Source organism: Bacillus sp. D7-8 (assembly GCF_052055895.1).
GTDB classification, from domain to species: Bacteria; Bacillota; Bacilli; order Bacillales; family Bacillaceae; genus Bacillus; species Bacillus velezensis.
On record NZ_CP179922.1, the window covers coordinates 3,777,751 to 3,800,865 of the forward strand.

A 23,115-nucleotide genomic window follows, 5' to 3' on the forward strand; every position below is an offset into this window, starting at 1 on the left:
AAGTCCCCCTCTAATTTGCAGGATCAAGCAGTTCACTGTCGATGTACTTTCTTGCAATCAGCGCGTACTCAAGCGGATTGGCGACTGCCGGGTCTTGTTCGGCTTCGATGACGATCCAGCCTGAATAATCATGACGGACGAGCGTTCGGTATACTTCGGTAAAATCGATGCATCCGTCGCCGGGAACCGTAAAAATGCCCTGTAAAAACGACTGCCTGAATGACTTGCCTTCCTGTCTGCACCGCTCCATAATGTCAAACCGGGCGTCCTTGAAATGAACGTGTCTGATCCGATCCATATGCTTGTTGAGAATCGTCATATAGTCTCCGTCCGAGATATAGGCATGGCCGGTATCATAAAGTAAATGGACATACCGCGGGTCCGTTCCATCCATCAGCCGGTCAACTTCTTCCGCCGTCTGGACGCCTGTGCCGAGATGATGATGAAACGTGAGGTCCAGCCCGTATTCGCCAGCGATTTTCCCGAGACGGTTCAAGCCTTGGCACAGCGTATCCCATTCTTCATCTGAGAAGTGCGGTTTTTCCTTAAATACATCAATGTCCAAGCCCTGAACGCTGTACGTCTGTTCAGAAACGATGGCGACATCCGCTCCGACTTTCTGCAAATAATCACAGTGTTCTGTAAATTGTTCAGCCATTTTTTCAATACCGTCTTGTATGATAAAGCTGCTGAACCATTTCCCCGCAATCCGCAAGTTCCGGAGAGCCAGCTCCTTATTGAGGACGGAGGGTTCAGGGAAAAACCCTCCCACTTCCGTACCTTGAAAGCCGGCGACAACAATATCGCTTAACAAATGCTGCAGCGTATTCCCGGCTCCGATTTCCGGCATATCGTCATTGCGCCACCCAATGGGAGCGATGCCCCACAGAATATCTTGTTTGCCCATCGTGATGCCTCCCCTCTAGTACTGCTTTGCAGACTTCAGCTTCGTCTCTTTCGCTTCATATGCCCGCTGAACGCTTTTCTGCTCCGACACTTCCGCCACGCCGACATGCCACCAGCTGTCATAGCCGTCCGTCATCGTTTTCGGCAGAACCTTCATTTCAATTAAAGTGGATACGTCTTGCGTTTTCGCATCTTCAAGCGCCGCTTTCAGTTCTTCAACCGTATTGGCTCTGTATGTTTTAGCGCCGTAGCCCTCTGCCACCTTCGCGTAATCAACGTTTAAAATCTGATTGTCCTCTGTGCGGAACTCGCAGAAATAACTGCCGCTCCCGTGATCCATCTGCAGGTTGTTAATACAGCCGAATCCCGAGTTGTCAAAAAGCAGGACATTGATTTTTTTGTTATATTGAAGCGCGGTAATCAGCTCTGAGTGCAGCATCAGAAAGCTTCCGTCGCCGACGAGTGAATAGACTTCTTTGTCGGGATGGGCCAGCTTGAGGCCGAGCGTGCCTGATACTTCATATCCCATGCAGGAATAGCCGTACTCGAGGTGGTACGTATTCGGGACGTTGGAATGCCACAGCCGCTGCAAATCTCCCGGAAGAGATCCCGCCGAACTGATGACGACGCTATCTTCAGGAATCGTGTCATTGATGGTCAACAGCGCCGTTGTCTGCGGCAGCTCAGTCCCGAGCGCGTCGGCATACTCGTTTAACACATCCTGTGAGAAATGGTTTTTAATTTCCGGTTCGAACGCGTCACGTGTAAAAGTGACCTTGCCGAGCCGGTCCCGTTCAGCCTGCCATTCATCTTTCCAGTCTTTAATCGCCGTGCCGAATGCACTTTTATATCCGTCTAATAAGCCGTGCAGCCTGCCAAGCGTCACTTTCGCATCGGCTACGACCTGAAACGCGTCAAGCTTGTAAGCCTGCATGCGGCTGACGTTGATATTCAAAAATTTTGCTTTGTCAAAATCAAACGCCGTTTTCGAGGATGTCGCAAAGTCCGTGTACCGTGTGCCGACACCGATGATCAGATCAGCCTGGCGGGCGGCTTTGTTTGCGGCGAGGGTGCCCGTGATGCCCATGCCGCCCAGATTGTTGGCGAAATCGGCTTCAACCGTTGACTTGCCGGCCTGCGTTTCGACAAGCGGAATGCCGTATGTTTCAGAAAGCGCGATTAATTCCTCACGCGCGCCGGAGTACTTCGCGCCGCCGCCCACTAAAATGACGGGACGGCTGCTCTGCTTAATTCTTTCCGCGGCGCCTTTCAGTTCACGCTCGCTCGGCTGCATCCGGTCAATGTAATGAACGCGTTTTTCAAAGAAGCTTTCATCAAAATCAAATGCTTCTCCCTCTACATCCTGAGAAATGCAGATGGTCGCCGGGCCCGCTTTTGCCGGATCTGTCATCACTTCAAACGCCCGGATTAAGCTGCTCATCAGCTGCTCGGGGCGGGTGATGCGATCCCAATAGCGGGACACGGGCTTTAACGCATCGTTTGTTGTGACGGCGGCACTGTATTCCTGCTCCACCTGCTGAAGCACCGGGTCAGGCTGCCTCGTCGCAAAGGTATCGGCCGGAAGCAGCAGCACCGGGATATGATTGGCCAGCGCCGTACCCGCGGCAGCCGTCAAGTTAGCGGCACCCGGACCGACCGATGTCGATACCGCGTAAATTTTTCTTCTCAGCATCTGCTTGCTGTATGCCATCGCGGCATGCGCCATGCCTTGTTCGTTTTTGCCTTGATAGACTTTCAGGTGCCCGGCGTCCTGCTCAAGCGCCTGCCCGATCCCCAACACATTTCCGTGGCCGAAAATCGTGAAGATGCCCTCAACGAACGGCTCTTCTTTTCCGTCAACATGAATGTACTGCCGGTTCAAGAATTGAATCAGCGCTTGTGCTGTCGTTAAGCGAATTGTCTTACCCACAAACGATCCCACCTTTTATACGTTCTATTTACCGTTAAGACTGTGCTGCGCTTCAATCAGTTCGATGATTTCACCGGCAGCCGGCATTGCTTCTGAGGAGCTGTGTTTGCTGACGACGATGGAAGCGGAAGCGCTCCCGTATTTTAAAGCCGTTTCAATATCCCGGCCGCTGACAAGTCCGTAGATGAAGGCTGACGCATAGGAATCACCCGCTCCGAAGGTCTTCAGCACCTTTGTTTTATAGGCATGCGCCCGGAAAACTTCTCCCGATCTGCTGTATGCGTATGATCCGTCAACGCCGTGCTTAATGACGACAAGGTCGGCGGAGTGCGCAAACAAATGGCGGACGGTTTCATCGTTACCTCCGCCGCTGCGGTTTTCCATTACGTCAAATTCGTCACGCGTACCGATGACGATATCGGATTGTTCCGCCACCAGCGTGTAGTACACGGCTGTTTCTTCTGCCGATTGCCATGTATACGGACGGTAGTCGAGCTCAAACACGACTTTTACGTCATGTTTTTTTGCGATATGCACCGCTTTTAAGACGGCTTCGCGCGACGGGCTTTTCGCAAGCGCCGTGCCTGATACGAGCAGCATTTTCGCGTTTGCGATGTAGCCTTCATTGACTTCGGACGGCTCAAGATACAAATCCGCCACGTCATCCCGGTACATCAGAATGCTGCACTCTTCGGGACTGAGAATTTCGGTAAAAGCGAGCCCGGCTTTGCGCCCTTCTCTGTCAACGGTCATTTGTGACGTATCAACGCCCTTTCCCTGCATATAAGAAACGATGAATCTGCCGTGCTGATCGTCCGGGATTTTGCCGATAAAACCGGCTTTTAATCCGAGCTTGGCGCTGCCGATCGCAATATTTGCCGGGGAGCCGCCGACATATTTAGAAAACGTCATCGTTTCTTCCATCGGCCGGTTGTATTCCGCAGCGTTCAAATCAATACACGCGCGTCCGATCGCGACAATATCAAACTCTTTTTCTTCATTAAATGTATATTTCATCGTTATCTGCCACTCCTCACTTGTTAGCGTTCCAGGATCCATTCATGGGCCGGATCATTATGAAACTTCCATTTTCGTGTCGGTCCCGCCATTACATTCAGGTAGTAAGAGGTATACCCGTCCGGAACACCAACCGGGTGATAGCCCGCCGGCACGATGACAACGTTTTCATTTTCTGCGGTCATCGTCTCATCAATCGAGCGGTCGTCCGTGTACACACGCTGGAAGACAAACCCCTGCGGCGGGTCCGTTTCATGGTAATAGGTTTCTTCTAAAAAGGATTCAGCCGGCAGATTGTCTTGGTCATGTTTATGAGGCGGGTAGCTCGACCAGTTGCCGCTGTCCGTGTAAACTTCAACAACGAGAAGGCTGTTTGCCGATGGATCTGAATCGGGGAGAATATTATGAACGGTTCGTTTGTTTGCCAGCTTGCCGCGATGTTCCACACCGTTGTCTTCCGCTTTAATCAGCTTTGTCGGAAGCTGGTGTTCGGACGGAGAATAGCACAGCGCGACCCTCGCCCCGCTGACCGCTGTGATCTCAAAAGAGCGGTCATTGGACACATAAACGCTGTCCGTCGGTTTTCTTTCAAATACGCTTTCACGGGTGCCGATGCTTTCAAATGTCTGATCATAATCAGTGACGGTGATTTTTCCCGTTACCGCAACGATGCAGCACTCCGTCTTTTTCAAATCTTCTGTATATGCGGAACCGGGAGTGAGGTCAACGACTTTAAATCCGACGTATTTGAGGTCTGAATTGGCTGAAGTGACGTCATGTATGATGTTCACGCCTTGAGAAATCTCATCGGCCTGCGGTTTGCGCAGCAAATGACTCATGTTTATTCCTCCTTAATGGATGGTAAAAGAAAACCCGGACGGAATCACAAAGCCGTCCGGGCCGGCTGTCAGATCAATTGAAGTCAGGAGACGGGTATCGTGCCGTCACGACTTTTTTACGTGTATAGAAGTCGACGCTGTCTTTTCCGTTTGCGTGCAATGTGCCGAAGAAAGAAGACTTCCAGCCAGAGAACGGGAAGAATGCCATCGGCGCCGGGACGCCAAGGTTGATGCCGAGCATTCCCGCGTCAATATTCTCACGGAAGTAGCGGATCGCGTTCGCATTTGAAGTGAACAGACACGCGCCGTTCGCAAATTCAGACTGGTTGGCGATGTCCACCGCTTCTTTTAAGTTTTTCACGCGGATGACCGACAGAACGGGCGCAAAGATTTCATCTTTCCAGATCGTCATATCCGTCGTCACGTTGTCAAAAATCGTCGGTCCGACGAAATAGCCGTCTTCCGTTGCGTTTTCACGCCCGTCACAAAGAAGTCTCGCTCCTTCTTCGATGCCTTTTTCAATATAGCTGTGCGTGCGTTTTTTGTTGTCCTCGCGGATGACCGGGCCTAAGAACACGCCGTCATCCAGTCCGTTTCCGATCTTGATGTCCGCTGCTTTTTCCTGTAATTTCGCCATAAACTCATCGGCGATTCCCTCTTCAACCGTCACAACCGCGCATGCCATGCAGCGCTCTCCTGCCGAACCGAATGCCGCACCGATAATGTTTGTCACCGTATCTTCAAGGTGGGCGTCATTTAACACGATCGTATGGTTTTTCGCGCCCGTTAACGCTTGCACGCGCTTCAAATGTTCGCTGCCTTTTTTGAAAACATACTCGCCGACAGGTTTTGAACCGACGAATGAGATGGCTTTAATATCCGGATGTTCAAGAACGCCGTTTACGACGTCATGCGCGCCGTGCACGACATTGAAGACGCCCTTCGGAAGGCCGGCCTGTTCAAACAGCTCTGCCAGTTTTTCCGTTAACAGCGGCGTGCGCTCAGACGGCTTCAGAATGAACGTATTTCCTAACGAAATCGCCATCGGGAACATCCAGCACGGGACCATCATCGGGAAGTTGAACGGTGCGATACCGCCGACCACCCCGATCGGATAGCGGTAGTTCGCCGCCTCTACATCCGTCGCGATGGAGGCAAGTGAATCGCCCATCATGAGTGACGGCGCGCCCGCTGCGAATTCGACGTTTTCAATTCCGCGTCCCACTTCACCGAGTGCCTCCGTCGTGTTTTTACCGTTTTCCAAAGTAATCAGACGGGCAAGCTCTTCTTTGTTCTGCTGGAGAAGCTGCTGATAGTTAAATAGAATTCTCGCACGGCGCGGCACTGCCGTCTTTGACCATGTTTGAAATGCCTCTGACGCTGAGCGGACGGCGTATTCCACATCCTCCCGCGTAGAAATCGGAACCTGGCACATCACTTCTTTTGTAGCCGGATTGATAACGTCTTCATATTGATCTGTCTTACTTTCAACCCATTCACCATTGATGTAGTTTTTCAGTTTTCTGATCTCTGCCATTCTCATTGCCTCCTTAAATAGTAAACATCCTGTTCAGCTGGATAATAACGGATGAATATATTCATCTTTTACATATAAAAGACATGAATTAAACGCTTACAAATGCTAAAATGATGGTGAATCCCAATCTTTCCATGTAAAACTTGGTCATGTACCGGAAAAAGCAAACGGTTACATCTTTCACTTTTGATTTTACAGGTTATGTTTTGGTCATTTCTTGGTTACATTGTAAGCCCAACACATCTTCAAGTCAATCTAAAAAATCAAAATTTTTTCATTATTTTTACCATACTTTTTTTGATCGGGAAAACAGGAACTTGGAGAACCGTGTCGAATCGGAGGGGATGATCCCTCTTTTTTATCATTTGTTAAGTAACTATTGATTAACTTCTGGTGTTTATTATATATTTTAATTACTTTAAGAATTCTAGAAGGAGTTTTTTTATGAAACTGATGCGGATTCAGGAGATGGAAGAATACATTCTCAAACACGGAGCCACTTCACTGGATGAGCTGTGCGAGGTATTCAACGTCTCTAAAAACACGGTCAGACGCGATATTAATAAGCTTGCGGAAAAAGGGGTTATCAAAAAGGTATACGGCGGCGTGACGTCAGCCGAAAAATCTGTGCTCGTCCCTTTTGAAAACCGCACCATTCAACATCAGGATGAAAAAATCAAAATCGCCCGCTATGCGTCACGGTTTATCGAGGATCACGATCTTGTATTTATTGATTCCGGCACGACGACCAAATCGATGCTGGAGACGCTTGATCCCGATAAGAATGTAACGGTTTTGACGAACAGCCTTGATATTATTAACGCGGCTTCATCCATGAAAAATATCGACCTGATCATCATCGGCAATAACTACAAACGGAAGACAAGGTCGTTTGTCGGCATTGATGATCCGAGCACACTCAATAAATACAACATTAACAAGGCGTTCATGTCCGCTACCGGGACAACGATCACCCACGGCCTGACGAATTCCGACTTACTGGAATACGAGGTGAAAAAGAGAATTTCCGAAAAGGCGAACGAAGTGTATCTGCTCGCGGATCATTCCAAATTCGGCAAATCCACGCTTTTGACATACGCGCCTTTCGACCGGCTTCACAGCATTGTCACTTCTCAGCAGCTCGATGAGGAATATACGAAGTATTGCCAAGAGCATCAAATCGACATTCACTTGGCATAGCGTTATAGTTAATAGAGAACGCTGCCGTATTTTTCCGGCAGTCGCTATGATATCCAATTTTTTCAGGGGGCGAAAACATGAGCAAAGTAACAATCGGCAAAACTGACCTAAAGGTATTTCCGATCGGTTTGGGAACAAATGCGGTCGGCGGACACAATCTCTATCCGAATCTGAATGAAGAAACGGGAAAAGAATTGGTTCGGGAAGCGATTAAAAGCGGCGTTACCATGTTAGATACCGCCTATATTTACGGTGTGGGCCGTTCTGAAGAATTAATCGGCGAGGTGCTGAAAGAATGTAACCGCGAGGATGTCTTCATCGCCACAAAAGCCGCTCACAGAAAAGAAGGCGATGACTTTGTTTTCGACAATTCACCGGCCTTTTTGAAACAATCGGTCGAAGACAGCCTGAAACGCCTGCAGACTGATTACATCGATTTATTCTACATCCATTTCCCGGATGAGCACACGCCGAAGGACGAAGCCGTTCAAGCATTGAATGAGCTGAAAAAAGAAGGAAAAATCCGTTCCATCGGCGTATCCAATTTCTCTTTGGAACAGCTGAAAGAAGCCAATAAAGACGGCTTAGTCGACGTGATTCAAGGAGAATACAACCTGCTGAACCGTGAGGCGGAAAAGACTTTCTTCCCTTATACGACAGAACACGGCATCTCATTCATTCCGTACTTCCCGCTCGTATCCGGACTGCTGGCCGGCAAATACGACGAGAACACAACCTTCCCTGAAGGCGACCTGCGCAATGATCAGGCGCATTTCCAAGGGGAGCAGTTTAAAGAAAACATCAAAAAAGTCAACCAGCTCAAACCGATTGCCGAAAAGCACAATGCCGATACGGCGCATATCGTGCTTGCCTGGTACTTGGCGAGACCTGAAATCGATATCCTGATTCCGGGCGCCAAACGCGCGGATCAATTAAAAGACAACATGAAAGCAGCCTCCATTACGCTATCTGCTGAAGAAATCGCGTTTATCGACAAGCTGTTTTCCTAAGAAAAAAACACGCCTCTTAAAGGGGCGTGTTTTTTTATGTTTATATTTTTCTCTTCGGGGAATGAAATAGTTATCTAAATAAACTATTATGCGTTCCAAAAGATGAGGAGGATCATCTGTGAAGAAAAACACCAAAAAATACCTGATTTACTTTTTCGGAGCATTAGGCGGGCTGCTTTACGGCTATGACACCGGTGTGATTTCAGGGGCTTTGTTATTTATTAACAATGATATTCCTTTAAACACGCTGACCGAGGGATTGGTCGTCAGCATGCTGCTGCTCGGTGCGATTTTCGGGTCCGCATTAAGCGGGACATGCTCTGACCGATGGGGCCGGAGAAAAGTGGTTTTCGTCCTTTCACTCATTTTTATTATCGGCGCGCTTGCCTGTGCGGCTTCGCAAACCGTCACCATGCTGATTATCTCCCGTGTCATTCTCGGGTTAGCCGTCGGGGGCTCAACGGCGCTGGTTCCCGTTTATCTATCTGAGATGGCGCCGACAAAAATACGCGGAACGCTCGGCACATTGAATAACTTAATGATTGTAACCGGAATTTTACTCGCATATATCGTGAATTACATATTCACCCCGTTTGAAGCTTGGCGCTGGATGGTCGGTCTCGCCGCAGTACCGGCGGCGCTTTTATTAATCGGAATCGCGTTTATGCCGGAATCTCCGAGATGGCTCGTCAAACGCGGCCGTGAGCAGGAAGCCAGACAAGTCATGGAAATGACCCACGACAAAGAGGATATCGCCGTTGAATTGGCGGAAATGAAACAAGGAGAAGCCGAGAAAAAAGAATCTACGCTCGGCTTGCTGAAAGCAAAATGGATCCGTCCTATGCTGCTGATCGGGATCGGCCTCGCCATCTTCCAGCAGGCGGTCGGTATCAACACGGTGATTTACTATGCGCCGACCATCTTTACAAAGGCCGGACTCGGCACTTCGGCGTCCGTTCTCGGCACGATGGGCATCGGTGTCTTAAACGTCATCATGTGTATCACCGCCATGATCTTAATCGACCGGATCGGCCGGAAAAAACTGCTGATGTGGGGAAGCGTCGGCATTACCTTGAGCCTGGCGTCACTATCAGCCATTCTCCTTCTGGCCGGCCTGTCAGCTTCAACAGCATGGCTGACCGTGCTGTTTCTCGGCATCTATATCGTCTTCTACCAGGCGACCTGGGGTCCCGTCGTATGGGTTCTGATGCCGGAGCTGTTCCCGTCAAACGCACGCGGAGCCGCAACCGGATTTACGACATTGATTCTGTCGGCAACCAACCTGATCGTTTCACTGGTATTCCCGCTTATGCTGAGCGCTATGGGCATCGGCTGGGTATTCGGAATATTCTCAGTCATTTGCCTCTCATCTTTCTTCTTCGCCGCTTACATCGTTCCTGAAACGAAGGGCAGAAGTTTAGAAGAAATCGAAACGCACTTGAAAAAACGGTTCTCCTTAAAAAAGCGCAGCAAACAAAATCAAATTCTTAAACAGCGCACACTGTAACAAAAAAAGGAATCGCCCCCGCTGGGCGATTCCTTTTTGGCGTCATACCATAACTTTGCAAATGTCATTCGTAAATTCGACCGGATCATGGATCGGCAGCCCTTCAATCAGAAGCGCCTGATTGTAGAGAAGATTTGTGTATAATGCCAGCTTTTCCCGATCTTGTCCGTGCGCGTTCTTTAACGTCTCAAACACTTCGTGATTCGGGTTGATTTCCAGCACTTTTTCCGCTTTGACCTGCTGGCTGTCAGGCATGGCGTTTAACACTTTCTCCATTTCGATCGTCACTTCGCCGTCTGTCGCAAAGCATACCGGATGGGATTTTAAACGTTTCGATGCTCTGACGTTCTTTACTTTATCCGCAAGAATCTCTTTCATGCTTTCGAACAGGTCTTTATATTCGTTTTCTTCGGCTTCGGTCTGCTTTTCATCCTCATCACTGTCGATGCCTAAGTCGGCGCTGGATACGGACTTGAATTCTTTTTCCTCGTAGCTTGTCAGCATTTTGATCGCGAATTCATCAATATCCTCCGTGAAATATAAAATTTCGTAGCCTTTGTCCGCGACCATTTCAGTTTGCGGCAGCTTTTCAATCCGCTCATATGAATCGCCGGACGCGTAATAGATATATTTTTGATCCTCAGGCATTCTGGACACATATTCGTCCAGAGTGACGAGCTTTTTCTCCTTAGATGAATAGAAGAGAAGCAGATCTTTTAATACGTCTTTATTCGCGCCGAAATCATTATAGACGCCGAATTTCAGCTGTCTGCCGAAAGATTCATAGAAAGATTCGTATTTTTCCCTTTTGTTCTTCAGCAGGCTCTTGAGCTCGGCTTTGATTTTTTTATTGATGTTTTTCGCAATCAGCTTCAGCTGGCGGTCGTGCTGCAGCATCTCTCTGGAAATGTTCAGCGACAGATCCTCAGAATCCACCATGCCTTTTACAAAGCTGAAATGGTCCGGAAGCAGGTCGGCGCATTTGTTCATGATCAGCACGCCGTTGGAGTACAGCTCCAATCCTTTTTCGAATTCCTTCGTATAATAGTCAAACGGCATGTTTTCCGGAATAAACAAAATCGAATTGTAGCGCACCGCTCCATCGACGCTGATATGCACATGGGTCAGCGGTTTATCAAAACCGTAATGCTTCTCGGCGTAAAAAGCCTCGTAATCCTCATCCGTCAGCTCGCTTTTGTTTTTTCTCCAGATCGGCACCATGCTGTTGACCGTCTGTTCTTCCTGAACTTCTTCAAATTCGTTCTCGCTGCCCTCTTTCGGCTTGTTGACCGTCTCTTCCATTTTGATCGGGTAGCGGATAAAATCAGAGTACTTTTTCACGATCGCTTTGATGCGGTAGTTTTCTAAAAACTCATCATAGCTTTCATCTTCTGTGTTTTCTTTTATTTTCAAGGTGATTTCCGTACCGATGGTTTCCTTGTCACACGGCGCGATCGTGTAGCCGGCAGCCCCTTCCGACTCCCATACATACGCCTCGTCACTGCCGAGCGCCTTACTTTTCACCGTGACTTTATCAGCCACCATAAACGCCGCATAAAATCCGACGCCGAACTGGCCGATAATGTCATGGCCGTCTTTCGAGTCATTTTCTTGCTTGAAAGCGAGTGAACCGCTTTTCGCAATTGTGCCGAGATGCTGTTCAAGCTCGTCTTTTGTCATCCCGATACCGGTGTCTGTGACGGTGAGCGTTCTCGCTTCTTTGTCCGCCGTCACTTTTATGTAGTAATTGTCTTGATCAAACGTTAATGAATCATCGGTTAACGCCTTGTAATAGATTTTGTCAATCGCATCGCTCGCGTTGGAAATTAACTCGCGGAGAAAAATTTCCTTCTGCGTGTAAATGGAGTTAATCATCATGTCCAGCAATCGCTTGGATTCTGCTTTAAACTTTTTTTTCCGCACTTCAGATCTCTCCTTTAATTATGCTTTGATGTTATGTAAAATCTTTTCAGCATCTATTTATCATATACAGTGACAATTGTCAACTAGGATTAGCAGATGCATATATTGTAAATTTAACATGTTAATGGATTCATTTCACCCATTTTATCAATAAAAAAGAGAGAATGTTGATCATCCTCTCCTCTCTGCTTCTTTCCGGCTGCCGAATTCCTTCTTCATCCATATGTATGACGGGTAGAAAAACAAACTAAATAAGATAAGAGATCCCAAGTTTCGCAAAGACTCATGAAGAACATTTCTTACAGTGAGAGGAAATGTGATGTCCTGAAATAGAATAGAGATAACGGTGTAAATCACAAATCCCATAGGAACACTGGCATAACAATAAAACGCTATCTCCTTCTTATGCTGTATCTTCAAAATATGTAAAACTCCCAATGATGTATATACATAATATTAACATATTTAATAGGTATTTAGAAACAGACCTCCGTATGTTTAACCCCCTATTCAGCGGGAACAGATATAAAAAAAGGAGGAATCGCAATATGGGAAGATTAACAGACAAAACCGCAATCATCACAGGGGCCGCGACAGGCATCGGACAAGCGACGGCACGGGTTTTCGCCGATGAAGGCGCCCGCGTGATCTGCGGTGACATCAATGAAAGCGAACTGAATGAAACCGTCAGCGCCATCAGAAAAAACGGCGGAGAAGCAGAAGCCTTTCACCTTGATGTATCAAACGAAGAAAACGTAAAGTCTTTTGCAGACGGCATTCAGCAAAAGTACGGAACAATTGATATTCTGTTCAACAATGCTGGTGTTGACCAAGAGGGCGGAAAAGTCCATGAATACCCGGTCGACCTGTTTGACCGGATCATCGCCGTCGATCTGCGCGGCACATTTCTGTGCAGCAAATACCTGATTCCGCTCATGCTCGAAAAAGGAGGCTCCATCATCAACACCTCCTCCATGTCCGGCCGGGCCGCAGACCTTGACCGCTCCGGCTATAACGCCGCAAAAGGCGGAATCACGAACCTGACGAGAGCGATGGCCATTGATTACGCCAGAAGCGGAATCCGCGTCAATTCCTTATCGCCGGGGACGATTGAAACGCCGCTCATTGATAAATTGGCAGGCACGACAGAAGACGAAATGGGCGAAGCGTTCCGTGAAGCCAACAAATGGATCACGCCGCTCGGCCGGCTCGGAAAACCGGAAGAAATGGCAGCCGTCGCGCTCTTCCTCGCTTCAGACGACAGCTCTTACGTCACGGGAGAAGACATCACCGCAGACGGCGGCATCATGGCATACACTTGGCCAGGGAAAATGCTGATTGATAAGAAGTGGAAGGAAGAGACGGAGTGACGGTGAAAAAGAAACAAGCCAGTGCAAAAACACTGGCTGAACAAGCTGAGGGCGGGTTACTTAAACCAGCCCTTTTCCTTTGATCTGGTAATGGCTTCAATTCGATTTTTCACTTCTAATTTATCCAGGATCATCGAAACGTAATTGCGGACTGTGCCGCTTTTGATGCTGAGGGCGTTTGCGATTTCTTTCGTGTTTTTTCCGTCTGCGACAAGCTCGAGCACCTCTTTTTCCCGTTCGGTCAGCGGGTTTTCTTCACTATAGATGTCCTCCATTAATTCAGGTGCGTAGACGCGTCTTCCTTTCATGACGCTGCGGATGGCGCTGACGAGCTCATCGCTCGGGCTGTCCTTGAGCATGTACCCGCTGACGCCTGCTTTTAGCGCCCGCTGAAAATAGCCGGAGCGGGCAAAGGTCGTCAAAATGATGATTTTCACACCGCTGTCCTTGAGTTCTTCTGCCGCTTCAAGACCTGATACCCCGGGCATTTCAATATCCATCAGACAGATGTCAGGCGCATGTTTTTTCACGAAATCGATGGCATCCTGGCCGCTTGTGCCTTGGCCGACAACCGTCATATCCTCTTCTAAATTCAACAGTGAACCGAGTGCGCCGAGCAGCATTTGCTGATCCTCGGCAATGAAGATGTTGATCATCTGCTACCATCCTTTTCTTTTGATTTTGAATCATTCGGGATTCTCATGGTCAGCTTTGTTCCGGCGGCTGTATCGATGGCTAAACTGCCGTTTGCGAATTCAAGACGTTCCCTCATTCCAAGCAGGCCGTGCCCCTTTGAAAAAAAGCGGTCTTCTTTGCATTGAAAGCTGCCGTCATCTTCTACCATAATGACAACCTCTTTCCAAAGCTGCTGAATGGTGATGCGGCATACTTTGGCGCCGCTATGTTTCACGACATTGGTGACGGCTTCTTTTATGCACATGCTGACGATGTTTTCGTTCAGCAGAGAGATATGTTTTGGCGCTTCTTTTTCTTCATACACAAATTCAATTCCTGCCGCTTCAAGAATTTGCCGAACATTGCCGAGCTCATCCTTCAATCGGATGCCTTTCATCGATGAGACGATTTTTCTGACCTCATTTAAGGAGGTGCGGGCCGTCTGCTGCACGCTTTTCAGCTCAGTGCGGGCCTGTTCAGGGTCCTTGTAAATCAGCTTTCGGGCGAGGTCGCTTTTCAGTCCGATTAAGGAGAGCTTTTGTCCAAGTGTATCGTGAAGGTCCCGGGCGATGCGCTGCCTTTCTTCCAGCTTCACAAGATCGGCGATTCGCTCATTTGCATATTCTAATTTCTCCTCAAGGCGCTCCCGTGCCTTTCTGCTTCGAATGCTGAGCGGGAGAAGGATGGCACTGATCAGTGTAATGACGATAAACGGTATTTGTGTCAAAAACCACTCTTTTTTCAGAACAAGGCTGAAGTTGACGGCAACCGCCGCACTGATGATATGAATGTAATATAAGATGTAAAATGGAACTTTGTCTCGGATATGGCCGATGAAGTAGGCGATAAAGAAGGCGAAATAAATATAACTGAACAGCATGGCTGAGCCGGTCGAAATGCCGATCAGAAGAAGCGCCCATAAGTAAAGCGGCCAGCCTTTTGCAACAAATGCGAAGCGGTATGCGCCAAAGAAAACAAGTGTGAAAATGATGCCGGCCACGATGACAAAGGTAGAAGAGCTTTTAAAAATAAAATAAAAAGGCAAGATGAAAAAAATCATCCATATATAAGGAGAAATCCCATTCAGTTTTTGAAATTTAAAATACTTCTTCATCTTTGTTCCACCTTCTGCTGCTTGTGTCTACCATCACTTTATCAAAACACCGCCTTCATTGCATCCTCACGCATGAAGAGAAGGCCCTTTCTGATAAGAGAAAGAGCCGCGCGCCATATCAGGCATTTTTCTTTAAAGGTTCTTTCGGTACCGGATGGGGCGCCGGTTTTTTCCGCGCCTCCCGAAAGGTGACAAATTGCTTTTCGTCCTCATCCCACAGACGGAATTTCATGGATTCAAGACTTGTTTTAAGCGTAATGGTCGGTACGTTTTTTAAAGGCTCGTGCCCCTCATGAGCGGCTTCCAGCTTGTAGTTCGGCACTTTCGGGCTTAAGTGGTGGACATGATGGTAGCCGATATTGCCTGTCAGCCATTGCAAAAGCTTCGGAAGCTTGTAAAAGGAGCTTCCTTCTACCGCGGCCTGCACATAGTCCCAATGCTCATCGGCTTCAAAATAAGAATCCTCAAACGTGTGCTGAACATAAAAGAGCCAGACGCCGATTGACCCCGAAATAAGGAAAATCGGACCTTGAACAAGCAAAAAGTTTTCCCAGCCGACAAGCAGGCACGTCGCAGCAGCCAATAAGACAATCGCCGCGTTCGTGAAATAGGTGTTCCAGCGCTCCTTGCGGCGGGCGCCTTTTACATTGAAACGGTTTTGAATCAGAAATACGTAAATCGGGCCGAGAATAAACATAATAAACGGATTGCGATAAAGTCTGTAGCGTACTTTTGTCCAAGCTGACGCTTCGTTGTATTCCTTGACGGTCATCATCCAAATATCGCCGGTGCCCCGTTTATCTAAGTTGCTGCTTGTCGCATGATGAATGGAGTGGCTGCGCTGCCATTGAAGGAACGGAAACAGTGTCAGCACACCTGAAATAAACCCGAACAGCCGGTTCAGTTTCTTTTGTTTGAAAAAGGATTGGTGGCAGCAGTCGTGGAAAATAATAAAGATTCTTGTCAAAAATCCCGCTGCTATAACAGTAAAGGCGAGGGTCAGAAGATAGGAGACATTGAGGCTGAAGTAAGCAAGAAACCAAAGGGCAAAAAACGGCACAAACGTGTTGAAAAGCTGATTGACACTATGCTTTGTATCGGCACCGGAAAATGCAGCAACCTGCTTTTTTAAAGATGCTTGTTTTTGAGTTGCGGCGTGATTGGTCATGAATGTCATATCCCCTTTTTTTTATTATGATTCCAAGTATACCGAGGCGCTCGCGGCGGTTGTAGTAGCAGCCATCATGCCCCGAATATGACATTTGTCATGTTTGGCGGCAGAATGCTGATCAGGCGGCATATAGAAGGTTTTTTTATAAGGGATAAAGCCGGACACTTCATATCGGCACTTCTCAAAAAAAACAGCAAAAAAGAACCCGGCCTGTTTTCGGCTGAGTTCTTTTTCATCATCCTCACAGCAAAATCACCCGATACTTCTTTATATCCAAAAACTGCAGAAACTCTCGGGCCAGTATATCCGGCGCGTGGTCTTTTCCTTCATGAAGACGATATTGAATCAAGCCGGCGAGCATGGACGCGACATAATATGCATAGAGTTTTTTGCCCGCCTGAATGTGCAGGGGCTGATGAAGATAAAACGATTGCAGCGCTCTGAACATTTCCGGGATGACGTCAGGCACTCCGGAACACTCTCTCAGAAAATGGACGAGCGGCAGGCCTTCCGACAGTGCCGAAAAGAGACGGACGAGCGCGGCTTCCGCTTCTTCCATGGAGCAATCGGCAGGCTCTCCTTTTACCGTCAATAATCCGATCAGATCCCGGCATGATTGATGGATGATCGTTTTCAGCAATGCTTCTTTGTTGGCGTAATGGTCATAAAAAGTGGCACGGCGGAGGTTGCTTTGACGGGCAATATCGGAAATCGTAATCGCCGCGTACTCTTTTTTTTCTGCCATTAAGCCGATCATGGCTTCTTGCAAGGCCTGCCTCGTCCTTGTCACCCGGCGGTCGGCGGGCTTTTTTTCTTCTTGTTCCGGCATCCGGCGGCCAAACAGCCAGTAAAACCGTTTTTGAGAAATCAAATCCCACACCTGTCCGCTGATCGCTTCCGGGGATGCCCCGGGCTCCTCATTCAGCCAGTACAACACAATCGCATACGTGTATAAAGCGCGGTAATGAATGTACATATCCTGTTCAGTCGGTGAGAAATCCGCATTGACCGGTGACAGCAGCACATCATGCCGGAACACATCTTTTAAAAAAGCATGAAAGTGAAAATAGGGCATTTTATTGCGGTCCATCATCGTTTGAAAAAACACCCGATGCCGATCAACAAAAGACAGGGTCGGATGCACTTTTTGCCATCCGCCATGTAAATGAAGCACATCTTTATTCTTCAGCGAATCATACAGCGCTTCGCTCAGCCCGTCTTTCATTTCTTCTTCTATATCCTCTAAAATCGCATATTTATCTTCGTAATAAAGGTACAGTGTCCCCCGGCTCACATGCGCCCGTTCGGCGATGTCCTTCATGGTCACACGGCGGATATCCCGCTCTCCAAGCATGGTCAAAAGCGCTTGTTTGATGTCAGTTGTCACAGAATCCGGCATAAGAGACACTCCTTTCATTAGACAGATCACCGCAATTTGTACGGTAACGTATAGATGTGTTTACGCTGTCTTTGCCGCAAAAACACATCACATTATAATAGGCCCTGAAGAAACAAAAAAGCAACCAGAGGGGGAAGACCGATGGATCAGCATATAAAAGCAGACATCAAACGCGTCTTTGAGCTTCAGAAAAAAAATCAAAAAACGCTGCGTGCTTCAACAGCCGGGCAGCGCAGAGAAAAGCTTCAGCGCTTTTTAGATGCCGTCACCGCACATGAAGAAGAAATCATTGAGGCGATCAGACGGGACGTCCGCAAGCCTTATCATGAGGTGAAAAGAGCGGAAACGCAGGGAACGATCAAGGCGATTAAAGATAATATGAACAATCTCGACACCTGGATGGCGCCGAAACGCGTCGGCTCATCCGTCAGCCCCGACGCTGACGGCGTATTAATGTACGAGCCAAAAGGCCTTACCTTAATTCTCGGCCCGTGGAATTATCCGTTTATGCTGACGATGGCTCCGCTTGCAGCTGCCATTGCGGCCGGCAACAGCGCGATTGTGAAGCTGTCCGATTTTACAATGGAGACGAGCCATATCGCCGCGACAGTTATTCGCGAGGCATTTCATGAAGAAGAAGTCGCCATTTTTGAAGGTGAGGTCGATGTCGCCACAGAACTGCTCGACCAGCCGTTTGACCACATTTTCTTCACCGGAAGCACGAATGTCGGTAAAATCGTCATGACGGCAGCGGCGAAGCACTTGTCGTCCGTCACGCTTGAGCTTGGCGGAAAAAGCCCGACGATCATCGACAGCGGCTATGATTTGATGGACGCGGCGAAAAAAATCGCCGTCGGCAAATTTGTCAATGCGGGGCAAACATGTATCGCACCTGACTATCTCCTTATGAAGAAAGAAGTGCAGAGCACCTTTACAGATCTCCTGCAAACCATTGTCAATGCAGGTTTTATGGAGGATGATCATACGGTTGACCGCAACAAATTCACGCAGATTGTCAACGACCGCAACTTTAACCGTGTCAAAGCCCTGTATGATGACGCCATTGAAAAAGGGGCGAAAACGGCGTTCGGCGGCGTATTCGATGCGCATGACCGCACGATTTCTCCGACCGTGCTGACAAACGTGACGCCTGATATGAAGATCATGCAGGAAGAAATCTTCGCACCGATTCTGCCGATTATGAATTACGAAGATATCAGTGAAGCCGTTGATTACATCACTGAACGGGACAAGCCGCTTGCCTTGTATGTATTCAGCCATAATCAGGAGCTGATCGATTATGTGCTGCAGCATACGACATCCGGCAATGCTTCTGTCAATGATGTCGTCGTTCATTTCACTGACGTCAACCTTCCGTTCGGCGGTGTCAATACGAGCGGGATCGGTTCATATCACGGTGTGTACGGCTTTAAAGAATTTTCTCATGAAAAAGGCGTATTTATTCAAGCCTCTAAATAAAAAAAGAATCCGCGCAGATGACGCGGATTCTTTTTTATTATTTTTTTGCCCCGAATGCGAGCAGTTTCGTATAAGTGCCGACATAGAGCGTGCCGTCTTCAGCCAGAACCGGGGAGGAAATGACATTGCTGTCTGTTTGATAGCGCCATTTTTCATTACCGTCAGCGTCAACCGCATAGACATTTTTATCGTCAGAACCGAAGTACACATTGCCGTCCGCATCAATCAGCGGCGCCGTTCTCACAGGCCCGTCCGTATAGAAAGACCAGTTCATATTGCCGGTTTTGCTGATGGAAAACAGCTCGCCGCTTCCGGAACCGATATACACATTGCCGTTATGGTCGATCGCTAATGAAGAGCTGGAGAAACCGTTTAACGGGAACGTCCACTTTACAGCACCCGTTGATGTATAGGCGTATAAATTGCCGTCCTGGTTTCCGGCGTAAACGGTGCCGTCTCTATCAATAACCGGATAGCCTTTAAACCCGTTGGACGTCGTTTTTGACCATTTCACTTGGCCTGTTCCGGAATTGATCGCGTAAAAGATATTATTGTACGTTGCCGTATACAGCGTGCCGTTTGACGCTAACACGGGAGCGGAGCCGACCACGCCGTTTGTTTTAAACTTCCACTTTTGCGTCCATGTCGAAGGCGACGTCGGTTTAATCGCATAGATATAGTTATCCAGCGTCGACACATACAGCGTGCCGTCAGAGCCGATAGCCGCATCGGAACTAGGCGCTCCGCTCAACGGAACCGATGTTAAAATGTTTCCGGTTTCTTTGTCGATGAAATATAGTTTTTTATCGTGAGAAGGAAGATAAATGACACCGTTTGTTCCGAGCACCGGAGTCAGCGTATAGGTCGTCCCGAGGTTTTCCGTCACCCATTTCACAGTACCGTCCGGATGATACGCCGTCAGCTTCCCGTCTTTTGATTGAATAAATACGGTGCCGTCCCCATCAACCGCGGCTCCCGCACCGTTTTGAGGGGTGGCCGGGACATTCTTTTCCCATTTTAATGCGCCATCGGCAGTGCTTGTAAACCGGCTTTCTCTTGACCAGTTGAACATCGTCGGAGACATCGCCTGCGCGTCATACCGTCCCGCCAAGAAACCGGATGCCGCATGATTTTGTTTAAATACCGTTTCCGCAGCTTGAGCAGCCGCCGGATGCAGCCATTTTGCCCCCGGCAGATCAGTAACCGCTCCCATAGATAAAGCCGCAGCAACCGCAGCGCCGGCCGCCAATGTTTTCATTCGCAATGAAGCTGTCTTTTTTTTCAATGTCAGTTCCTCCCGTTTCTATTAAAAGCTGCTATATCACTTCGATCATACCATAATTAACCTATGAAATATTTGTATTTTCGGTAGATTTATAGAACAAATGTCACATAGCCTGCTGATGCTTCGGGGATGATCGAAACGCGGCAATATACCACACCACATTGACGATGAAAGCCGCGCCTGACCAAACGAAAAGGCCGTAATAAAGAGACAGCTCCTGCCCTAAGGAAATTGCGGTCAATAACGTCACCAACAAGACAGCCGCGCAGATGATGAGCCCGATCCCGCAAAAAACGGCCATGATGATTTTCATGACACGAATACCGAGAATATACATAATGAGCGGAACCGCATATATAACAAGGATCTCGCCGACGGCGGCCCACATGCCCGCGGAATTAAAACGATTCGCGTTCGGCCCCGTTTCCGCAAGCGGAGAAAGCGAGACGAGGACCGGCAATAAACAAAACAGCAGAGCGGAAAGCAAGGTCACCGCAACCGCACCTTTTTTCTTTTGATTCATGTGAATATCCTCCTGACAATAACCCGGCTTTTTTACCGGTAATCTGATAATATGTTATATTTTAGCACGATTTTTACTTAATTTGAGAATGTTTTGTCGAAAACGAATTTACAAATCCAGAAAAATAGATATAATAAACGTTATGGAACCGATATTGATTCATAAAGCGCTATCTAACAAAACACGAAGTGATATTATGACGTGGCTTAAACACCCGGAAGACCATTTTGATGAAAGACCTTATCTTGATCAGGGACTCAGTTTCCGCACCGGAATTTGCGTCGGTGATATTCAGGCAAAGTCGGGGCTTGCGCAGTCCGTCATCTCCAGCTACCTGCTGACCATGCAAAAAGCCGGCCTGCTGGAATCCGAGCGAATCGGAAAGTGGACCTATTACAGAAGGAATGAAAAACAAATTAAAGCCTTTGCTGACTATGTTCAGCACCAGCTATAACCATGAAAGGAGGGCTTTTTTTGTTCTAACATATCTATTTTTCTGTATATGTAGTTATAAAAGGAGGCATACATAACAATGAAAAAAAGCAGTTCCATCTTCATTCTGTTTTTGGCATTAGGGGTTTTCGGAATTATCACGACCGAAATGGGCATTATCGGCGTCCTTCCGCAAGTGGCGGACAGATTTCATATTTCTGCTTCAAAAGCGGGGTGGCTTGTCAGTATTTTCGCGTTCATCGTCGCTGTGTCGGGACCGTTTTTGACCTTGCTTGCTTCAGGCATAAACCGGAAAGTCATTCTGCTTTTGGCGGTGCTGATGTTTGCCGTTTCAAATGCGGTCTACGCGTATACGGCGCATTTCAGTGTCATGCTGGCGTTTCGGACCATTCCGGCTTTATGCCACCCGGTGTTCTTTTCTGTAGCGCTTGCGGCCGCGGCCCGGCTTGTCCCCGCCGGCCAATCCGGAAAAGCCGTAACGAAAGTCTTTTCAGGCATCACCGCCGGCTTTGCGTTCGGCGTGCCTTTCACGTCTTATCTGGCGGAGCGTCTCTCCCTTGAAGCCGCCTTCTTATTCGGCGCTATCATCAGTCTCATCGCATTCACGGGCATTCTTCTCTTTTTGCCATCCATGCCGGTCACAGAAAAAATGTCTTTCAGAAGTCAGCTCGGCATCCTTCGCAAACCGGCTTTGTGGCTCAATATCGCTGCCGTCACCTGTCTCTTTGCGGCCATGTTTTCTGTCTACAGCTATTTTGCGGAGTACCTCGGACGGGTGTCCCATATGAACGGCACATGGGTCAGCTTCATGCTGATGAGCTTCGGAGTGATTATGATAGCCGGGAATTTCGTCTTCGGCGCTTTGTTATATAAAAATATGAAAAAGACCGTCATCCTGTTTCCGCTTCTTTATACAGCCGCCTACTTGCTCATATACGGGTTTGGGACGTCTTTCGCGCCGATGGCCGTCCTCGTCTTCGTATGGGGCGCCGTTCATTCCGGCGGTCTCATTGTCAGCCAGACATGGCTTACTGCGGAAGCAAAGGAGGCGCCCGAATTCGGCAACAGCCTGTTTGTCTCTTTTTCCAACCTCGGCATCACCATCGGAACGGCGGCGGGCGGCTGGTTTATTTCACAATTGGGAATCCATCAGCTGATGTGGTGCGGCATCATGTTTGCCCTTCTGGCTTTCGGGCTGATCACGGGACGCTTGGCATGGGGAAAGAGGCTGCTCGCAAAAGCTTAAGCTCCGTTGCAAAATCCGGAATGATTACGTATAATATTCCAGATTAAAGCAAGGGAGAGAAAAAGATACATGGAAAGACCGGCAGGATTTTGGATTCGGTTTCTGGCTTACGTCATTGATCAAATCATCATAGGAATTCCGATTTTTATCATTCAATTTATGGTCTCTTTTTTATTTGCGGCAGGCGTTGCGGCGGCTGACCCCTTCATGACCGAAAATCAGTTTAACATCTCTTTTCTGGTGTTCGGCGTCATCCCGATTCTTGCGAGCTCTTTTGTGATCAGTATCTTATATTTCAGCCTGCTCACGGCCTCAAAGATGCAGGGGACCCTGGGAAAAGCATTGCTCGGCCTTAAGGTCGTCAATGAAGATGGCGGACGCATTTCCATCGGCCAGGCCTTCGGACGCGCTTTCGCATATATCATATCTAAGCTCATTCTTTATATCGGATTCATCATGGGCGCCTTCGGAGAGAAAAAAACGCTGCACGACATCATGTGCAGCACCAGTGTTGTCTATAAATAATGACCT

General features: G+C 48.2%; 21 protein-coding genes. 8 read left to right on the forward strand and 13 right to left on the reverse strand.

What is annotated here, in order from left to right:
* Positions 1–10: 10 nt before the first annotated feature.
* From iolE to iolA, 5 genes are all read right to left on the reverse strand, one after another.
* Positions 11–907: a myo-inosose-2 dehydratase gene (gene iolE / locus ACKTRM_RS18690; protein ID WP_012118844.1), complete on the reverse strand. Its 897-nt coding sequence runs from the start codon at positions 905–907 to the stop codon at positions 11–13.
* Positions 908–922: 15 nt separating this feature from the next.
* Complete coding sequence (gene iolD, locus ACKTRM_RS18695; RefSeq protein ID WP_012118845.1) at positions 923–2,836, reverse strand: 3D-(3,5/4)-trihydroxycyclohexane-1,2-dione acylhydrolase (decyclizing); 1,914 nt, start codon at positions 2,834–2,836, stop codon at positions 923–925.
* Between the two features lie 24 nt (positions 2,837–2,860).
* Positions 2,861–3,853 (reverse strand): 5-dehydro-2-deoxygluconokinase, encoded by a 993-nt coding sequence (gene iolC / locus ACKTRM_RS18700; protein ID WP_012118846.1) that lies wholly within the window; start codon positions 3,851–3,853, stop codon positions 2,861–2,863.
* A gap of 23 nt (positions 3,854–3,876) precedes the next feature.
* On the reverse strand, positions 3,877–4,692 hold the full coding sequence (iolB, locus tag ACKTRM_RS18705) for a 5-deoxy-glucuronate isomerase (RefSeq protein ID WP_012118847.1): 816 nt from the start codon (positions 4,690–4,692) through the stop codon (positions 3,877–3,879).
* Between the two features lie 73 nt (positions 4,693–4,765).
* The gene (gene iolA, locus ACKTRM_RS18710) at positions 4,766–6,229 is read right to left on the reverse strand and encodes a methylmalonate-semialdehyde dehydrogenase (protein WP_012118848.1); all 1,464 of its coding nucleotides are present in this window, start codon (positions 6,227–6,229) and stop codon (positions 4,766–4,768) included.
* A 444-nt stretch (positions 6,230–6,673) separates the two neighbouring features.
* Here iolA and ACKTRM_RS18715 point away from each other — a divergent pair, with 444 nt between their 5' ends.
* The 3 genes from ACKTRM_RS18715 to ACKTRM_RS18725 all read left to right on the forward strand — a co-directional run bounded on the left by ACKTRM_RS18715 (position 6,674) and on the right by ACKTRM_RS18725 (position 9,946).
* Entirely contained in the window at positions 6,674–7,429 is a 756-nt protein-coding gene (locus ACKTRM_RS18715; RefSeq protein ID WP_007614879.1) for a DeoR/GlpR family DNA-binding transcription regulator, read from the forward strand.
* Between the two features lie 77 nt (positions 7,430–7,506).
* A complete protein-coding gene (locus tag ACKTRM_RS18720; RefSeq protein ID WP_007407843.1) occupies positions 7,507–8,439 on the forward strand; it encodes an aldo/keto reductase in 933 nt (310 codons plus the stop codon).
* Positions 8,440–8,557: 118 nt separating this feature from the next.
* Positions 8,558–9,946, forward strand: a complete 1,389-nt coding sequence (locus ACKTRM_RS18725) for a sugar porter family MFS transporter (protein ID WP_007407844.1) — start codon at positions 8,558–8,560, stop codon at positions 9,944–9,946.
* Positions 9,947–9,988: 42 nt separating this feature from the next.
* On the opposite strand, the gene htpG is transcribed toward ACKTRM_RS18725, so the two are convergent.
* Together htpG and ACKTRM_RS18735 are read right to left on the reverse strand one after the other, a co-directional pair.
* A complete protein-coding gene (htpG, locus tag ACKTRM_RS18730) occupies positions 9,989–11,869 on the reverse strand; it encodes a molecular chaperone HtpG (protein WP_012118849.1) in 1,881 nt (626 codons plus the stop codon).
* 171 nt (positions 11,870–12,040) lie between these two features.
* Positions 12,041–12,289: a hypothetical protein gene (locus ACKTRM_RS18735; protein WP_012118850.1), complete on the reverse strand. Its 249-nt coding sequence runs from the start codon at positions 12,287–12,289 to the stop codon at positions 12,041–12,043.
* A gap of 128 nt (positions 12,290–12,417) precedes the next feature.
* On the opposite strand from ACKTRM_RS18735, the gene ACKTRM_RS18740 reads away from it, so the two are divergent.
* Positions 12,418–13,239, forward strand: coding sequence for an SDR family oxidoreductase (locus ACKTRM_RS18740; protein WP_012118851.1), 822 nt, complete (start codon positions 12,418–12,420; stop codon positions 13,237–13,239).
* A 56-nt stretch (positions 13,240–13,295) separates the two neighbouring features.
* On the opposite strand, the gene ACKTRM_RS18745 is transcribed toward ACKTRM_RS18740, so the two are convergent.
* The 4 genes from ACKTRM_RS18745 to ACKTRM_RS18760 all read right to left on the reverse strand — a co-directional run bounded on the left by ACKTRM_RS18745 (position 13,296) and on the right by ACKTRM_RS18760 (position 17,598).
* Positions 13,296–13,895 carry a response regulator transcription factor gene (locus ACKTRM_RS18745; protein ID WP_012118852.1) on the reverse strand — a complete coding sequence of 200 codons (600 nt, stop codon included), beginning with the start codon at positions 13,893–13,895 and terminating at the stop codon, positions 13,296–13,298.
* Complete coding sequence (locus ACKTRM_RS18750) at positions 13,892–15,028, reverse strand: sensor histidine kinase (protein ID WP_012118853.1); 1,137 nt, start codon at positions 15,026–15,028, stop codon at positions 13,892–13,894. Before ACKTRM_RS18750 ends, ACKTRM_RS18745 begins: the two co-directional genes overlap by 4 nt.
* A 118-nt stretch (positions 15,029–15,146) precedes the next feature.
* The gene (locus ACKTRM_RS18755; RefSeq protein ID WP_012118854.1) at positions 15,147–16,196 is read right to left on the reverse strand and encodes a fatty acid desaturase; all 1,050 of its coding nucleotides are present in this window, start codon (positions 16,194–16,196) and stop codon (positions 15,147–15,149) included.
* 244 nt (positions 16,197–16,440) lie between these two features.
* Positions 16,441–17,598 (reverse strand): TetR/AcrR family transcriptional regulator, encoded by a 1,158-nt coding sequence (locus ACKTRM_RS18760; protein WP_012118855.1) that lies wholly within the window; start codon positions 17,596–17,598, stop codon positions 16,441–16,443.
* 141 nt (positions 17,599–17,739) lie between these two features.
* Here ACKTRM_RS18760 and ACKTRM_RS18765 point away from each other — a divergent pair, with 141 nt between their 5' ends.
* A complete protein-coding gene (locus tag ACKTRM_RS18765; protein ID WP_012118856.1) occupies positions 17,740–19,077 on the forward strand; it encodes an aldehyde dehydrogenase family protein in 1,338 nt (445 codons plus the stop codon).
* Between the two features lie 37 nt (positions 19,078–19,114).
* Here ACKTRM_RS18765 and ACKTRM_RS18770 read toward each other — a convergent pair whose 3' ends face one another.
* A complete protein-coding gene (locus ACKTRM_RS18770) occupies positions 19,115–20,335 on the reverse strand; it encodes an outer membrane protein assembly factor BamB family protein (protein WP_123912823.1) in 1,221 nt (406 codons plus the stop codon).
* A 130-nt stretch (positions 20,336–20,465) separates the two neighbouring features.
* On the reverse strand, positions 20,466–20,885 hold the full coding sequence (locus ACKTRM_RS18775) for a DUF5391 family protein (RefSeq protein WP_012118858.1): 420 nt from the start codon (positions 20,883–20,885) through the stop codon (positions 20,466–20,468).
* A 142-nt stretch (positions 20,886–21,027) separates the two neighbouring features.
* Here ACKTRM_RS18775 and ACKTRM_RS18780 point away from each other — a divergent pair, with 142 nt between their 5' ends.
* The 3 genes from ACKTRM_RS18780 to ACKTRM_RS18790 all read left to right on the forward strand — a co-directional run bounded on the left by ACKTRM_RS18780 (position 21,028) and on the right by ACKTRM_RS18790 (position 23,109).
* Entirely contained in the window at positions 21,028–21,339 is a 312-nt protein-coding gene (locus ACKTRM_RS18780) for an ArsR/SmtB family transcription factor (protein WP_007407855.1), read from the forward strand.
* 78 nt (positions 21,340–21,417) lie between these two features.
* Entirely contained in the window at positions 21,418–22,584 is a 1,167-nt protein-coding gene (locus ACKTRM_RS18785; RefSeq protein WP_012118859.1) for an MFS transporter, read from the forward strand.
* Positions 22,585–22,653: 69 nt separating this feature from the next.
* Positions 22,654–23,109: an RDD family protein gene (locus ACKTRM_RS18790; RefSeq protein WP_012118860.1), complete on the forward strand. Its 456-nt coding sequence runs from the start codon at positions 22,654–22,656 to the stop codon at positions 23,107–23,109.
* Positions 23,110–23,115 lie beyond the last annotated feature (6 nt).

What these genes read in the sequence shown, in the direction of transcription:
- ACKTRM_RS18775 (WP_012118858.1), bottom strand. Translation starts at nt 20,885, where the DNA reads ATGAATCAAAAGAAAAAAGGTGCGGTTGCGGTGACCTTGCTTTCCGCT.
- iolE (WP_012118844.1), bottom strand. Translation starts at nt 907, where the DNA reads ATGGGCAAACAAGATATTCTGTGGGGCATCGCTCCCATTGGGTGGCGC.
- ACKTRM_RS18770 (WP_123912823.1), bottom strand. Translation starts at nt 20,335, where the DNA reads ATGAAAACATTGGCGGCCGGCGCTGCGGTTGCTGCGGCTTTATCTATG.
- iolC (WP_012118846.1), bottom strand. Translation starts at nt 3,853, where the DNA reads ATGAAATATACATTTAATGAAGAAAAAGAGTTTGATATTGTCGCGATC.
- ACKTRM_RS18760 (WP_012118855.1), bottom strand. Translation starts at nt 17,598, where the DNA reads ATGCCGGATTCTGTGACAACTGACATCAAACAAGCGCTTTTGACCATG.
- ACKTRM_RS18750 (WP_012118853.1), bottom strand. Translation starts at nt 15,028, where the DNA reads ATGAAGAAGTATTTTAAATTTCAAAAACTGAATGGGATTTCTCCTTAT.
- ACKTRM_RS18790 (WP_012118860.1), top strand. Translation starts at nt 22,654, where the DNA reads ATGGAAAGACCGGCAGGATTTTGGATTCGGTTTCTGGCTTACGTCATT.
- ACKTRM_RS18720 (WP_007407843.1), top strand. Translation starts at nt 7,507, where the DNA reads ATGAGCAAAGTAACAATCGGCAAAACTGACCTAAAGGTATTTCCGATC.
- ACKTRM_RS18755 (WP_012118854.1), bottom strand. Translation starts at nt 16,196, where the DNA reads ATGACCAATCACGCCGCAACTCAAAAACAAGCATCTTTAAAAAAGCAG.
- iolB (WP_012118847.1), bottom strand. Translation starts at nt 4,692, where the DNA reads ATGAGTCATTTGCTGCGCAAACCGCAGGCCGATGAGATTTCTCAAGGC.
- ACKTRM_RS18765 (WP_012118856.1), top strand. Translation starts at nt 17,740, where the DNA reads ATGGATCAGCATATAAAAGCAGACATCAAACGCGTCTTTGAGCTTCAG.
- iolA (WP_012118848.1), bottom strand. Translation starts at nt 6,229, where the DNA reads ATGGCAGAGATCAGAAAACTGAAAAACTACATCAATGGTGAATGGGTT.
- ACKTRM_RS18745 (WP_012118852.1), bottom strand. Translation starts at nt 13,895, where the DNA reads ATGATCAACATCTTCATTGCCGAGGATCAGCAAATGCTGCTCGGCGCA.
- ACKTRM_RS18715 (WP_007614879.1), top strand. Translation starts at nt 6,674, where the DNA reads ATGAAACTGATGCGGATTCAGGAGATGGAAGAATACATTCTCAAACAC.
- ACKTRM_RS18740 (WP_012118851.1), top strand. Translation starts at nt 12,418, where the DNA reads ATGGGAAGATTAACAGACAAAACCGCAATCATCACAGGGGCCGCGACA.
- ACKTRM_RS18780 (WP_007407855.1), top strand. Translation starts at nt 21,028, where the DNA reads ATGGAACCGATATTGATTCATAAAGCGCTATCTAACAAAACACGAAGT.
- ACKTRM_RS18785 (WP_012118859.1), top strand. Translation starts at nt 21,418, where the DNA reads ATGAAAAAAAGCAGTTCCATCTTCATTCTGTTTTTGGCATTAGGGGTT.